Raw genomic sequence first — 13,269 nt, forward strand, 5'->3', positions numbered from 1 at the left:
ATCGGCGCCCGCTTGGTAAGAGGCCGCGGCCACCGCGATGCAACCGTGACGACCAGTGGATGGCACCTACACATAACGGCGGGCCCTCCCGGAATCCGGGGAGCCCGCCTTCCGGCCACCGCTCCGGCCACCCACCGGCGGCACCGCGGGGAACGCAGCGCTCAGCCGCCGATCGGCAGACCGCCGATCATGCCCTTGGTGCCCCCGGTCTTGCCCGCGCCGCCGAGCAGCTCGCCCGTCTTGCCGGTGACCGCCTTCAGACCGGTCTTGGCGACCTCGTCCTTGGCGTCCAGGATCTTCATCGGCCCGTTGCCGAGCGGGAGGGCCTCCCCGGCGAAGGCGGGGGACGCGGCGGCACCGGCGGCGCCCAGCGCGATCACGGAACCGGCGACGACGGCCGCGGCCTTCGAGTACTTCACTTCACATTCCCCTTCCACAGCGACGCCTTTCGCCGCTGTCACGATGAGTAACGTCGGGGACTCCCGGCAGAAACCGCGCGGGCCGGGGTTTTTGCCAATCACCCGAATGCCGGACCGCTCATACGAAAGGGCGCCTGCCCGGTAATCGGACAAGCGCCCTTCCTGTGCGCCCGGTTGGGCCGCGTCGGCCGGCCCACGCCGGCTACTTCTTCTTGGCCGCGCTCTCGTCGCTGGAGAGCACCGCGATGAAGGCCTCCTGCGGCACCTCCACGGAACCGACCATCTTCATCCGCTTCTTGCCCTCCTTCTGCTTCTCCAGCAGCTTCCGCTTGCGGGAGATGTCACCGCCGTAGCACTTGGCGAGGACGTCCTTGCGGATGGCGCGGATGGTCTCGCGAGCGATGACCCGGGAGCCGATGGCCGCCTGGATGGGCACCTCGAAGGCCTGCCGCGGGATCAGCTCGCGCAGCTTTGCGACGAGCCGCACGCCGTAGGCGTACGCCGCGTCCTTGTGCGTGATCGCCGAGAAGGCGTCCACCTTGTCGCCGTGCAGCAGGATGTCGACCTTGACCAGGCTGGAGGTCTGCTCGCCGGTGGGCTCGTAGTCCAGGGAGGCGTACCCGCGGGTCTTGGACTTCAGCTGGTCGAAGAAGTCGAAGACGATCTCGGCGAGCGGCAGGGTGTAGCGGATCTCCACCCGGTCCTCGGAGAGGTAGTCCATGCCGAGCAGCGAGCCGCGCCGGGTCTGGCAGAGCTCCATGATCGCGCCGATGAACTCGGTGGGCGCCAGGATCGTGGCCCGCACCACCGGCTCGTACACCTCGGAGATCTTGCCCTCGGGAAACTCGCTGGGGTTGGTGACGACGTGCTCGGCGCCGTCCTCCATCACCACGCGGTAGACCACGTTGGGGGCGGTCGCGATCAGGTCCAGCCCGAACTCGCGCTCCAGCCGCTCGCGGATCACGTCCAGGTGCAGCAGGCCGAGGAAGCCGACGCGGAACCCGAAGCCGAGGGCGGCGGAGGTCTCCGGCTCGTAGACCAGCGCGGCGTCGTTGAGCTGCAACTTGTCCAGCGCGTCGCGCAGCTCCGGGTAGTCGGAGCCGTCCAGCGGGTAGAGGCCCGAGAACACCATCGGCTTGGGGTCCTTGTAGCCGCCCAGGGCCTCGGTGGCGCCCTTGTTCTGCTGGGTGATCGTGTCACCCACCTTGGACTGGCGGACGTCCTTCACGCCGGTGATCAGGTAGCCCACCTCGCCGACGCCGAGGCCGTCGGCCGACAGCATCTCGGGCGAGTTGGTGCCGATCTCCAGCAGCTCGTGGGTGGCGCCGGTCGACATCATCCTGATGCGCTCGCGCTTGCTGAGCTGGCCGTCGACGACCCGGACATAGGTGACGACACCGCGGTAGGAGTCGTAGACCGAGTCGAAGATCATCGCGCGGGCGGGCGCGTCGGCGACGCCGACCGGGGCCGGAACGGTCTCCACCACGCGGTCCAGCAACGCCTCGACGCCGAGGCCGGTCTTGGCCGAGACCTTCAGCACGTCGGAGGGGTCGCAGCCGATGAGGTTGGCCAGTTCCTCGGAGAACTTCTCGGGCTGCGCGGCCGGCAGATCGATCTTGTTCAGCACCGGGACGATGGTGAGGTCGTTCTCCATCGCCAGGTAGAGGTTGGCCAGCGTCTGCGCCTCGATGCCCTGGGCGGCGTCGACCAGCAGGACCGTGCCCTCACAGGCCGCGAGCGACCGGGAGACCTCGTAGGTGAAGTCCACGTGCCCCGGGGTGTCGATCATGTTCAGGATGTGCGTCCTCCCCTGACCGGCGCCCTCGGTGGGCGCCCAGGGCAGACGGACCGCCTGGGACTTGATCGTGATGCCGCGCTCGCGCTCGATGTCCATCCGGTCGAGGTATTGGGCGCGCATCTGCCGCTGATCCACCACACCGGTCAGCTGGAGCATCCGGTCGGCAAGGGTCGACTTGCCGTGGTCGATGTGCGCGATGATGCAGAAATTGCGGATCAGCGCCGGGTCGGTACGGCTCGGCTCCGGCACGTTCGAAGGGGTCGCGGGCACGCAGGGTCCTGTCTCTTGAGGCGCCTGTCGCCTCTGGTCGGATCGATACGTATGGCTCCCATAGTCCCATGGCCGGGGCCCACGGCCGTGCCGGGCAGTGCGGGAAGGGCCGCGGGACCCGCCGCCGGCCACCGGTTTGGGCGGCGCGGCGGCCGACTGCTAACCTGGGCAGTCGCGTCTCGTGCCCTCTACCCGAGGCGCGAACCCCATCAGATCACACCTGAGAAGGCTCTTTCGTGGCGAACATCAAGTCCCAGATCAAGCGCAACAAGACCAACGAGAAGGCGCGCCTGCGCAACAAGGCCGTCAAGTCCGAGCTCAAGACCGCCATCCGTCGCACCCGTGAGGCCGTGGCCACCGGCGACGTCGAGAAGGCGACCGAGGCCGCGCGCCTCGCCTCCAAGAAGCTCGACAAGGCTGTGAGCAAGGGCGTCATCCACAAGAACCAGGCCGCCAACAAGAAGTCGGCGCTGGCCCTCAAGGTGGCGGCCCTCCAGGGCTGAACCTTCCCGTAGCGGTACCCGCCGGCGAGGACACAGCGGTCCCTCTCACCCGCTCCTGCACCGGCACCCCCGATCCACCGGCCGCACGCGGCCTGCGTTCGCCACGCGGGTGCGGCCTCCGAAGGGCCCCGTACCTCCCCGGTACGGGGCCCTTCGGCATGGGCGTGCGTGGCCGGGCGGAGCTCAGCGCGACCGTGCGGCCCGCGCGACGGCGACGACCGCCTTCTCCAGGGCGTAGGCCGGGTCCGCGCCGCCGCCCTTGACCGCGGCGTCGGCCTCGGCGACCGCGCGCAGGGCCGCGGAGACGCCGTCACCGGACCAGCCGCGCATCTGCTGGCGGACCCGGTCGATCTTCCACGGCGGCATCCCCAGCTCGCGGGCCAGGTCCCCGGGACGGGCGCCGCGCGGGGCCGAGGCCAGCTTGCCGATGGCCCGGACGCCCGACGCCAGCGCGAAGGTGATGCCGGGCAGCGGCTGCCCGACCGCGATCGCCCACCGCAGCCGCTCCAGCGCCTCGGCGGTACGGCCGGTCACCGCGAGGTCGGCGACCTCGAAGCCGGTCGCCTCGGCCCGGCCGGTGTAGTAACGGGCGACCACCGCCGCGTCGATCGCGCCCTCCACGTCGGCGGCGAGCTGGGCGCAGGCGCTCGCCAGCTCCCGCAGGTCGCTGCCGATGGCGTCCACCAGGGACTGGCACGCCTCGGGGGTCGCGGACCGGCCCAGGGTGCGGAACTCCTGCCGGGCGAAGGCCAGCCGGTCGGCCGGCTTGGTCATCTTCGGGCAGGCCACCTCGCGCGCACCGGCCTTGCGCGCCGCGTCCAGCAGGGCCTTGCCCTTGGCGCCGCCCGCGTGCAGCAGGACGAGGGTGATCTCCTCGGCCGGGGCCTCCAGGTAGGCCTTGACGTCCTTGACGGTGTCCGCGGACAGGTCCTGCGCGTTCCGTACGACCACGACCTTGCGCTCGGAGAAGAGCGAGGGGCTGGTGAGCTCCGCCAGGGTGCCCGGCTGGAGCGCCTCCGGGGTGAGGTCGCGCACATCGGTGTCGGCGTCGGCGGCCCGCGCCGCCTGCACGACCTCCCGTACGGCGCGGTCGAGGAGCAGGTCCTCCTGCCCCACCGCGAGCGTCACGGGGGCGAGCGGGCTGTCTGTCGTACTGTTCCTGGCCATCGCGGTCCAGCATCCCACGCGGGTCCGACACAATGTCCCGGTGACCGACGTCAGACATGTGCTCGTCCTCCCCGACCGCGATGCCGCGGAGGAGGCCGCCGACGAAGCCAGCGAGCGCTTCGACCTGCCCCACCGTCCCCAACTCGTCCGCGACGCGCTCGCCGGCGAGGACGACGCCGAGGACGCCCAGTGGCTCGTCGTCATCAACGACGAGGACGAGGAACTGGACCCCGCCGCCCTGAACGACCTGGCGGAGGAGTTCGAGGGCTGGCTCGAGGAGGAGGACTAGGCCGTGCCGCTGCGCGTCCCCGCCCAGCGCCGCCGCTCACAGGAGCCGGGGGCGGAGCCCCCGGGGACGGCCGGGCCGCTCCCGGCCGTCCCGTTCAACCAGCGCGTACGCCTCCTGGTCGAGGCCGTCGACCATCCCGACGAGCTCGCCCTCGCGCAGGGGCTGATGGAGGCGCGGGGCTGGACGGTACGCCGGGCCGCCCGTGAGGACGCCCCGGCCACGGCGGGCGGCGGCCGGGTCGCGCTCGTCGTCGAGGTACGGCTGGGCGGCTCCCGCTGGCGGGCCGAGAGGGCCGCGTGCGGGGCCGTGGAGCGGCTGGCGAGGACCCATCAGCTCGGACTGTGGGTCCGGGACGTGGCGTTGCTGCTCCGGCCCGACGACCCGCGGACCGAGTACCACGTCGTCCGCCGTCCCGGGACGGGCACCGGACCGCGTGACCGGCTCGGCCGGTGGCGGGCCGCCCTCGGCGGGCGCGGCGCGCACCGGCTGCTGCGGCTGCCGGCCGGGCTGACCCGCGAGGCGGTCGAGCGGGAGGTCGCCGAACGGCCCCTGGGCGGCGCCGCCTTCACCACCGAGGCCTTCGAACTGCGGCCGGCGCCGCCCGAGACGGAGGAGGCGGCGGCCAGGGCGGCGGCCGGTGCGGCCGCGCGGGCGGGCCGTGGCGCGTCACGGGCGGTGCCTCGTGCGGCCGTCGCCGTCGCGGCGGCGGCGCTGCTGGGCTGGGCGGCCGCCGAGGCGGGTGCGGGACCGCTGTGGTGGCCCGCGGTGGTGGCCCCCTTCTGCGCGCCGGGGGTGTACTTCGCCCTGCGCGACTCGTGGTTCTCGCGCAACGCGGTCTGGCTGGTGCCGCTCGCCCTGCCCGTGGGGTGGTCGATGGCGACCTGGCTCGGCCGGCTGATGCAGGCGTCCTACCTCGACCGGTTCGGCGTCCCCTCGGGTTCCGTGCGCTCCGCCGGGGACCTGTGGCCGTACGCGGCCGCCGCGGAACCGCTGGGCCTGGCGCTGGGGTTCGTGCTGGTCTTCACGACGGTCGCGGGCTGGCTCCGGCACGTGCACATCGCCAAGGGCGACAACCGCCTCGCCCTGGTCGCCGTCACGGTGCTGCTCTCGGCGTCCTTCGCGGCCGTCGCGCTCCTCGCCGGGGCCCGCGACGCGGACCGCGCCGCCGGGGAGGCGGCGTCCGCCGCGCGGCGGGGGCACGCACCGGTGGCGTACTTCGGGGTGCGCGGCACCCTGATGTGCGTGGTGCCCGTCGGTGACGGTCCCCTCCCGGTGGAGAACGGCCCGGTGCCGGCCGACCACCCCGTGCTGTCCTTCGGTGCCTCCGGGGACTGGATCTGGCTGTGGGACCCGCGCCGCTCGCAGGCCCTGTCCGTGCGCCGGGAGGACGTGCAACTGCTGCCCGCGCCGGCCGCGTCCGCGGTCAGCGGCGGGAGTCGCCGAACAGGATGCGGTAGATGATCAGGAGGACGAGCGCGCCCCCTATGGCCGCGCCCCACGTGGGCAGGTCGTAGAAGTCCTTGGTGATGGGGTGGTCGAGGAACTTCGCCGAGAGCCAGCCACCGACCACCGCGCCCGCGATGCCGATCAGCGTCGTCCCGACCACGCCGCCCGGGTCCTTCCCGGGGAGCAGTATCTTCGCGATGGCGCCCGCGATCAGGCCCAGTACGATCCAGCCGATGATGGTCATGCCGTCAACCTGCCACGGCCCCCGGCCCTTCATGCGTGCCGAGACGGAGCCATGGACAAGCCGTGACACGGTGGTTGCACTTCACGGCGGGCTCCCGGCCCCCAGGCAGCGGGCGGCGCGGGGCGCGGGGCGCGGGCGGCGGAAACCCGGTGGCGTCCGCGCCGGCGGCTCTGCAGGATCGCGGGGTCAGCCGGTACGAGCCAGGAGGCCCCCGTGGTGCAGCGCACGATCGTCCCGACCCTGTTCCCGCCGCCCGGGTACGCGCACGCCGCGGTCGTCGAGGCCGGACAGCGGCTCGCCTTCATGGCCGGTTCCGTACCGCTCGACGCGCAGGGCGCCCTGGTGGGCCCGGGCGATCCGGTCGCCCAGGCGCGTCAGGTCGTCGCCAACCTCGACGAGGCCCTGCGCGCCGTGGGGAGCGCCCTGCGACACGTCGTCGCCAGCACGGTGTACGTGGTGGGCACCGACCCCGCCGAACTGTCGCGGGTCTGGGAGGTCGTGCGGGACTCGGGGCTGAGCGAGGGGCCCCACACGTCGACGCTGCTCGGGGTCGGCTGCCTCGGGTACACCGGCCAGTTGGTGGAGGTCACCGCCACGGCGGTGGTCCCCTGAACCGAGGCAGGCGGTTCACGCGGGCCGGGCGCGGACCTCGGGGACCTCGTCCAGGGCGAGGCCGAAGCGGTCACGGTAGGCGGCGAGGACGGCGGCGTCGGTGCCGAGGGCCTCCTCCCGGCGGGTGCCGTCGGGGGCCGTGGTGATGAGCGTACGGCCGGAGAGGGTCAGCCGGCCGCCGTCCTCGGTGAGGCGGGAGCAGGTCAGGGACCGTGTGAAGTGGGAGTGCGGGGAGGTCTGCTGGTACCAGGAGCCGACCTCGAAGTCGGCGATCTCGCGCGGCCGGGTCTCGAGGCGGAAGACCGGTTCGCCGTCGTGGTGCAGGTCGAGGTCGCCGTGGGCGGCGGCGGTGAAGCGGAAGACGCCGCCGGGGTCGGTCTGTTCGACGTCGGGGGTGAGGGTGAGCGGGTGGTGGGCGTGGCGGCCGAAGCCGACGTCCGCGAGGAGGGTGGCGCCGTCGCAGGTGCGGACGTGCAGCGCCATGTGGTCGAAGGGGATGCCGAGGCGCCGGCCGTCGAAGGTGCGGGCGGCGTAGGGCGTGACCTCGTAGCCGAGGGCGGTGAGGAGGGCGCCGAAGGCGCCGTTGACCTCGTAGCAGAAGCCGCCCCGGCGGGCGGTCACGAGCTTGTCGTAGAGGGCCTTGGGGTCCAGGGAGACGCCCTCGCCCCGATGGACGGAGAGGTTCTCGAAGGGGACGGCGACGAGATGGCGCACCTGCAGCTCGTGGAGGGCCGCCGCGTCGGGGCGCCGGGGGCGCGCGGCGCCGATGCGACGGAGGTAGGCGTCGGCCTGGGAAGCGTCCATGGCGGCAGTCTTGGGGAATCCGCGACGGCCGCGCCAGACCCGGATAGCTTCGCCCGCATGACTCGAACACTGCGCGAGCGGCACGCCGGGGCGATGGCCCGGCTCAGGGACGACGAGGACGTATGGGTGGCGACGGCGGACGGGCAGGGGGTGCCGTGCCTGGTGCCGCTGTCCTTCTGGTGGGACGGGACGGAGCTGTGGCTCGCCACCCGGAGGACGAATCCCACCGGGCGGAACCTGGCGGCCTCCGGGCGGGTGCGGCTGAGCCTGGGACAGACCCGGGATCTGGTGCTCGTCGACGGCACGGCACGGGTCGTGGAGTTCGCGGGGCTGCCGGAGGGCGTCGGCGACGCCTTCGCGGCGAAGGCCGCCTGGGATCCCCGTGGTGACGGGCCTTCGTACGCGTTCTACGCGATCCGGCCGCAATGGGTGCAGGCCTGGGGGACGGCGACCGAGATGCGGGACCGGGACCTGATGAAGGAAGGGGTGTGGCTATTCTGATCTGCGAGCGTCGATATCCACAGCACTGGATCTGAAGTTGCCGGTTTTACGTCGGACATGGGGCAGTTGATCTTCGGATTTCGTTGTCCGGAGACTCTTGACGCGGGCTTGACGGGCGCGGTTTCATCCTCGGAAGCGGAAATGAACATTCCGCTTCGTGTTCCCTGGACCGGAGGCGGTAGCCCCCTCAAGCCCGACCCGATCGGATGCGCGCATGACCGACACGCTCCACCCGCCGACGGCCCCGCACTCGCCGCTCGCTCCGCCCATCGAGGCCCCGAAGTCGCTCAAGCGGTCGATCGGCGTGGTCGGCGGAACGCTTCTGACGCTGTCGTGCCTGACCCCGGCCTCCTCGCTGTTCGTCATCGTGCCCCCGCTCTTCGCCGACCTGGGAACCGGGACGGCGCTGACGATCGTGGTCGCGGCCGTCCTCTGCATCGCGGTGGCCTTCTGCTATTCGGAACTCGGCACGCTGATACCGAGCGCGGGCGGCGAGTACGCGATGGTCGGCACGCTCATCGGCCGGCTGGCCGGATGGATCGTGTTCGTGCTCTCCCTGATCGTCGTGATGATCGTGCCGCCGATCATCGCGCTCGGCACGGGCGAGTACCTCGCGCCGATCATGCAGATCGACCCGAAGATCGCGGGCGCCGCCGTCATGCTGCTCGCCACCGTCATGGGCCTGCTGGACCTGCGGGCCAACGCCTGGATCACGGGCATCTTCCTGGTGCTGGAGGTCGTCGCGGCGGGGGTCGTGGCCTTCCTCGGCTTCTCCCACACCTCCCGGCCGGCCTCGGTGCTGGTCCACCCGGTGACGGAGGCCGGGCACGGGGTGGGCACGGCCGTCACGGCGGGCACGATCATCGCGGGGCTGGCGATCGCGCTCTTCGTGCTGCAGGGCTTCAGCACCGCCGTGTACCTGTCCGAGGAGATGGAGAACCCGCGGCGCACGGTCTCGCGGACGGTGCTGTGGACGCTCGGCATCGGCGCGCTGGTGGTGATCGTGCCGACCATCGCGATCACGTTGGGCGCGCCCGACATGAACTCCCTGACGGCCGGGGACCTTTCCGCCCTCGTGCAGGGCTGGAGCAACTCGGCGGTCGGCACCTTCATCAGCCTCTGCATCGCGCTGGCCATCGTCAACGCGGGCATCGTGATGGTCATCCAGAACTCCCGGGTGCTCTACGCCTCCGCGCGGGACCGCGCCTGGCCGGCCCCGGTCAACAGGGCCTTCGGCACGCTGAGCAAGCGGTTCGGCGCCCCGTGGATCGCGACGCTCGCGGTGGGCGTGCCCGGTGCGGTGCTGTGCTTCGTGCCGGTGGAGACGCTGAGCGGCGTCACCGGTGTCGCGGTCGCCGCGATGTACGTCGTCGTCGCCCTCGCGGCCCTCGGTTCGCGCCGCGGCGGGCACGGGAAGCGCGCGGCCTGGCGCATGCCCCTGTGGCCCGCGGTGCCGCTGCTGCTGGTCGTCGTGCTGGCGTACGTGCTGACCCAGCAGACCACCAAGGACCTGGTGATCACCGGGGTGATCGTCGCCGCCTCCCTCGCCTACTGGCTCTGCTACCTCCGACCGCGGCAGAGCACCCGGTGGGTGATCTCCGTGCCCGAGGAGGAGATGGGCCTCGGGAGCGTCTGAGCCGCCGCCCGTCCCCGGCACCCCTGGGGCCCGTACCGGTCGCGCACCGGTGCGGGCCCTTCGCCGTCCCCGGACGGCCCGCTCTGCGGCGGGCGACGGACCGCCCGCGGCCGCCCGCAGGTCCTCCCGGTCGCCCAGGACGGCGACCGGGCCGTCCCGGTCGGTGCGCAGGACGGTGGTGCCCTGGGCGCGCAGCGCGGCGAGGGTGCGGGGCGACGGATGCCCGTACGGGTTGCCGGCGCCGCAGCTCACCAGGGCCAGACGGGGCCGGAGCCGGGCCAGGAGCGCCGGGTCCTGGTAGGCGGAGCCGTGGTGGGCGACCTTGAGGACGTCGACGGGCGGGAGGTCGGGGACGGCACTCAGGAGCGCGCGCTGGGCGGCGGGTTCCAGGTCGCCGAGGAGGAGCACGCTGAGCCCCGCCGTGCGGACCAGCAGGGTGACGCTGGCGTCGTTGGGGTTGGCGTCGTCGGCGGTACCGTCGGCGGCCGCGGGGAGGGTGGGCGCGGCCGGCCACAGCACACGCCAGTCCAGGGGGCCCAGGCGGCGGCGCTCCCCTGGCGCCGCGCGCAGCACGGGGACCCGGGCGGCGGCCGCCTGGCGGCGGACGAAGGCGGCCTGGTCGGCCGGTTCGTCGAGGGTGGTGGTCTCGATGGCGCCCACGGAGCGACCCCGCAGGACCCCGGGCAGGCCGGCGACGTGGTCGGCGTGGAAGTGGGTGAGGACGAGCAGCGGGACGGCGGTGACCCCGAGGGAGCGCAGACAGCGGTCGACGAGCCGGGGCTCCGGGCCGGTGTCGACCACGACGGCGGTGCCGTCCCCCGCCGAGAGCACCAGCGCGTCGCCCTGTCCGACGTCGCAGGCCACCAGCCGCCAGGCCGGCGGCGGCCAGCCCGTCACCGAGCGGGGCAGCGGCACCGGGCGCACGAGGGCGGCCACGAGCAGCAGCGCGGCGGCGGTGCACAGCCAGGGGCGGCGCAGGAGCCGGCGCCCGGCCGCCACCACCACCACGGTGACGGCGGCCAGCAGCAGGGCGCCCGCCCAGGTCCCGGGCCAGTCGACCGTCGCCCCGGGCAGCGCGGCACCGCGCCGGGCCACCGCCGCGATCCAGCCGGCCGGCCAGCCGGCGACCCAGGCGAGGGCCTTGGCGACGGGCATGGCGAACGGCGCCGACGCCAGGGCGGCGAAACCGAGGACGGTGGCCGGGCCCACCGCGAGTTCGGCCAGCAGGTTGCACGGCACGGCGACCAGGCTGACGTGGGCGGCCAGCACCGCCACCACCGGCGCGCACACCGCCTGCGCCGCCGCTGAAGCGGCCAGGACCTCCGCGAGGCGCGGCGGCACCCGCCTCCTCCGCAGGGCGGCGCTCCAGCGCGGCGCGAGGAGCAGGAGCGCACCGGTGGCCAGCACGGACAGCGCGAAGCCGTAGGAGCGGGCGAGCCAGGGGTCGAGGAGGAGCAGGAGCAGGGCGGCTCCGCACAACGCGGGCAGCAGGCTGCGGCGACGGCCCGTGCCGATGGCCAGCAGTGTGATCAGTCCGCAGGCGGCGGCGCGCAGCACGCTCGGGTCCGGCCGGCACACGACGACGAAGGCCGCGGTGAGGGCGCCCCCGAGCACGGCCGTCACGCGGAGCGGGAGGGCCAGCCGGGGCGCCAGGCCGCCGCGCTCGGCGCGCAGGGCGAGGCCGGGCGGACCGATCAGCAGGATCAGCACCAGGGAGAGGTTGGAACCGCTGACCGCGGTCAGATGGGTCAGGTCGGTGTCCTCGAACGCCTCGTGCAGTTCCACCGGGATTCGGGACGTGTCCCCGACGACCAGCCCGGGAAGCAGGGCCCGCGCGTCGGGCGGCAGCGACTCGGTGGCCTCGCGCAGCCCCGCCCGGAGTCCGCCGGCCACCCGTTGCGCACGGCCCGGCGGCGCGACGACACGGGGCGGCCCGCGGACCGACAGCACCGCGGCGACCCGGTCGCCCGGGCCGGCCGCCGGGGCGAGCCGGGCCTGCGCGTCGACGCGCGTCCCCGGCAGCAACGTCAGCCATGTGCGGGCCGGTTGCCGGGCGATCAGCAGGACCGGTGTGCGGACGGCCGTCGTCGCGCCCCGGGCCACCACACGCACGGCCTCGGCCTCCACCACCACCGCGTCCGGGGCCCGGACGGCCCCGCGCACCTGCGGGCGGATCAGCCGGGGATCCGAGGTCAGCCGTAACTCGACCCTGGCGTGCGCGTGTTCGGCCGCCAGGGCGGGCAGCGGGCCGCGGTGCAGGTCCGCGGCGTGCAGCCCCGCCACGGCCGCGGACACCGCCGCGCAGAGCACCACGGTGGCCGCCGTCGTCCACCGGCGGACGAGGGACGCCGACGCCGCCAGGACGGCCATCGCGCACGCCCCCACCACGGCTCGCCCCGGAACGGCGAGGGCGAGGCCCGCGGCAAGCCAGGCGGCGAGGGCCGGCACCACCAGACGCAGGTCCGCCGGGCCCTCCTGACGCGGGTTCGACGCGCCGCGCGGTGAGGCGGCCGCCGCGTGCACCGCAGGGCGGGACGCGGGCGCGCTCATGGGGTGACCAGCGGCTTGAGGTCGGAGAACCGGCGGTCGCCGATGCCGTTGACGTCGCGCAGTTGCTCGACGGAGGTGAAACCGCCGTGCTGACCGCGGTAGTCGATGATGTGCCGGGCGAGCACGGGGCCCACTCCCGGCAGGGCGTCCAACTGCTCGGCGGTGGCGGTGTTGAGGCTGACGGGACCGCTCGCGACGGCCACCCCGGGAGCGGCGGCGCCCGGCGGCGGGGCGGGGCGGCCGACGACGATCTGCTCCCCGTCGGCCAGCAGGCGGGCCAGGTTCAGGGCGCTGGTGTCCGTGCCGCGCAGCGCTCCCCCGGCGGCCGCCACGGCGTCCGCCACACGGGAACCCGCGGGCAGCCGCCGCAGCCCCGGCGCCCTGACCTTGCCGGCGACGTCCACGACCAGCACCGGTTTCGCCCCCGGCGTGGGGTCCGGTGCCCGTGGCCCGGCCGCGGCGGACGGGCGGGCGGCGACGGGGGCCTCGGCGGCGGGCAGCGCCAACGCGACGGGGGGCACCGCAACGGTACGCGGCCGGCCGGTCCAGAAGTGGTGCACCGCGAAGGCCAGGGCGACCAGGAGCACGACGGCGAGAGCGGCCGCGGTCCTGGCCTCGATGCCGCAGCGGACGGAGAACCAGGTGGGGAGGCGTTCGGTGAGGGCCAGGCGCCAGGCACCCCCGACCCGGCGCCCCGGTGGGTCCGGCACGGCCCCACGCCCTGGCGGCCCCGGTCGTTCTCGTGGCCCCGATCGCTCCCGCGGCTCAGGCCGTTCCGGTGGGTCCGGTCGCTCCCGCGGCTCCGGCACACCCCGCCGCGCGGCAGGTGCGGGAGAACGCTCGAAGAGCGCGGCGGCCCGTTCCAGGACCGCGGTGGGGGCGGCTGCGGTCGCGGCCCGATGCGGGGGCGCCGCGGACGCCGCGGTGACCGCGGATGCGGACGGATGCCTGCGATGGCGAGGAGTTGCGGTGGTCGATCCCATGTCAGGGACGGTAGGCGGAACACCGCCCACAAGATGATCTTGCTCAA

General features: G+C 74.0%; 12 protein-coding genes and 1 pseudogene. 6 read left to right on the forward strand and 7 right to left on the reverse strand.

All coding sequences use genetic code 11. The features are described 5' to 3' along the window. Positions 1-161: 161 nt before the first annotated feature. Together ACFZAU_RS13240 and lepA are read right to left on the reverse strand one after the other, a co-directional pair. Positions 162-419 carry a hypothetical protein gene (locus ACFZAU_RS13240; RefSeq protein ID WP_018556619.1) on the reverse strand — a complete coding sequence of 86 codons (258 nt, stop codon included), beginning with the start codon at positions 417-419 and terminating at the stop codon, positions 162-164. 202 nt (positions 420-621) lie between these two features. Then, positions 622-2,487 carry a translation elongation factor 4 gene (gene lepA, locus ACFZAU_RS13245; protein WP_500552212.1) on the reverse strand — a complete coding sequence of 622 codons (1,866 nt, stop codon included), beginning with the start codon at positions 2,485-2,487 and terminating at the stop codon, positions 622-624. Between the two features lie 236 nt (positions 2,488-2,723). Between lepA and rpsT the strand changes: the two genes are divergently transcribed. Then, positions 2,724-2,990 (forward strand): 30S ribosomal protein S20, encoded by a 267-nt coding sequence (gene rpsT / locus ACFZAU_RS13250; protein WP_499598887.1) that lies wholly within the window; start codon positions 2,724-2,726, stop codon positions 2,988-2,990. Between the two features lie 183 nt (positions 2,991-3,173). On the opposite strand, the gene holA is transcribed toward rpsT, so the two are convergent. Continuing rightward, positions 3,174-4,157, reverse strand: coding sequence for a DNA polymerase III subunit delta (holA, locus tag ACFZAU_RS13255; protein ID WP_500552213.1), 984 nt, complete (start codon positions 4,155-4,157; stop codon positions 3,174-3,176). 40 nt (positions 4,158-4,197) lie between these two features. On the opposite strand from holA, the gene ACFZAU_RS13260 reads away from it, so the two are divergent. Together ACFZAU_RS13260 and ACFZAU_RS13265 are read left to right on the forward strand one after the other, a co-directional pair. Beyond that, positions 4,198-4,446, forward strand: coding sequence for a hypothetical protein (locus ACFZAU_RS13260; protein ID WP_499598889.1), 249 nt, complete (start codon positions 4,198-4,200; stop codon positions 4,444-4,446). Between the two features lie 3 nt (positions 4,447-4,449). Continuing rightward, positions 4,450-5,907, forward strand: a complete 1,458-nt coding sequence (locus ACFZAU_RS13265; RefSeq protein ID WP_500552214.1) for a hypothetical protein — start codon at positions 4,450-4,452, stop codon at positions 5,905-5,907. Here the strand turns inward: ACFZAU_RS13265 and ACFZAU_RS13270 are convergent. Then, on the reverse strand, positions 5,870-6,136 hold the full coding sequence (locus tag ACFZAU_RS13270) for a GlsB/YeaQ/YmgE family stress response membrane protein (protein ID WP_499598892.1): 267 nt from the start codon (positions 6,134-6,136) through the stop codon (positions 5,870-5,872). The genes ACFZAU_RS13265 and ACFZAU_RS13270 overlap by 38 nt on opposite strands. A 213-nt stretch (positions 6,137-6,349) precedes the next feature. Between ACFZAU_RS13270 and ACFZAU_RS13275 the strand changes: the two genes are divergently transcribed. Next, the gene (locus ACFZAU_RS13275; protein ID WP_499598893.1) at positions 6,350-6,748 is read left to right on the forward strand and encodes a RidA family protein; all 399 of its coding nucleotides are present in this window, start codon (positions 6,350-6,352) and stop codon (positions 6,746-6,748) included. A gap of 15 nt (positions 6,749-6,763) precedes the next feature. Here the strand turns inward: ACFZAU_RS13275 and ACFZAU_RS13280 are convergent, their stop codons facing one another. Continuing rightward, positions 6,764-7,552 (reverse strand): arylamine N-acetyltransferase family protein, encoded by a 789-nt coding sequence (locus tag ACFZAU_RS13280; protein WP_500552215.1) that lies wholly within the window; start codon positions 7,550-7,552, stop codon positions 6,764-6,766. Positions 7,553-7,609: 57 nt separating this feature from the next. On the opposite strand from ACFZAU_RS13280, the gene ACFZAU_RS13285 reads away from it, so the two are divergent. Both ACFZAU_RS13285 and ACFZAU_RS13290 read left to right on the forward strand, forming a co-directional pair. After that, positions 7,610-8,053, forward strand: coding sequence for a pyridoxamine 5'-phosphate oxidase family protein (locus ACFZAU_RS13285; protein ID WP_500552216.1), 444 nt, complete (start codon positions 7,610-7,612; stop codon positions 8,051-8,053). A 214-nt stretch (positions 8,054-8,267) separates the two neighbouring features. Further along, on the forward strand, positions 8,268-9,689 hold the full coding sequence (locus tag ACFZAU_RS13290) for an APC family permease (protein ID WP_500552217.1): 1,422 nt from the start codon (positions 8,268-8,270) through the stop codon (positions 9,687-9,689). A 102-nt stretch (positions 9,690-9,791) separates the two neighbouring features. On the opposite strand, the pseudogene ACFZAU_RS13295 reads toward ACFZAU_RS13290, so the two are convergent. Next, a pseudogene (locus ACFZAU_RS13295) lies at positions 9,792-12,239 on the reverse strand (ComEC/Rec2 family competence protein); the annotation flags it as partial. Beyond that, positions 12,236-12,949: a ComEA family DNA-binding protein gene (locus ACFZAU_RS13300; RefSeq protein WP_500552218.1), complete on the reverse strand. Its 714-nt coding sequence runs from the start codon at positions 12,947-12,949 to the stop codon at positions 12,236-12,238. The gene ACFZAU_RS13300 and the pseudogene ACFZAU_RS13295, both read right to left, overlap by 4 nt. Positions 12,950-13,269 lie beyond the last annotated feature (320 nt).

It is taken from the genome of Streptomyces sp. NPDC008238 (assembly GCF_042956445.1).
Taxonomy (GTDB): Bacteria; Actinomycetota; Actinomycetes; order Streptomycetales; family Streptomycetaceae; genus Actinacidiphila.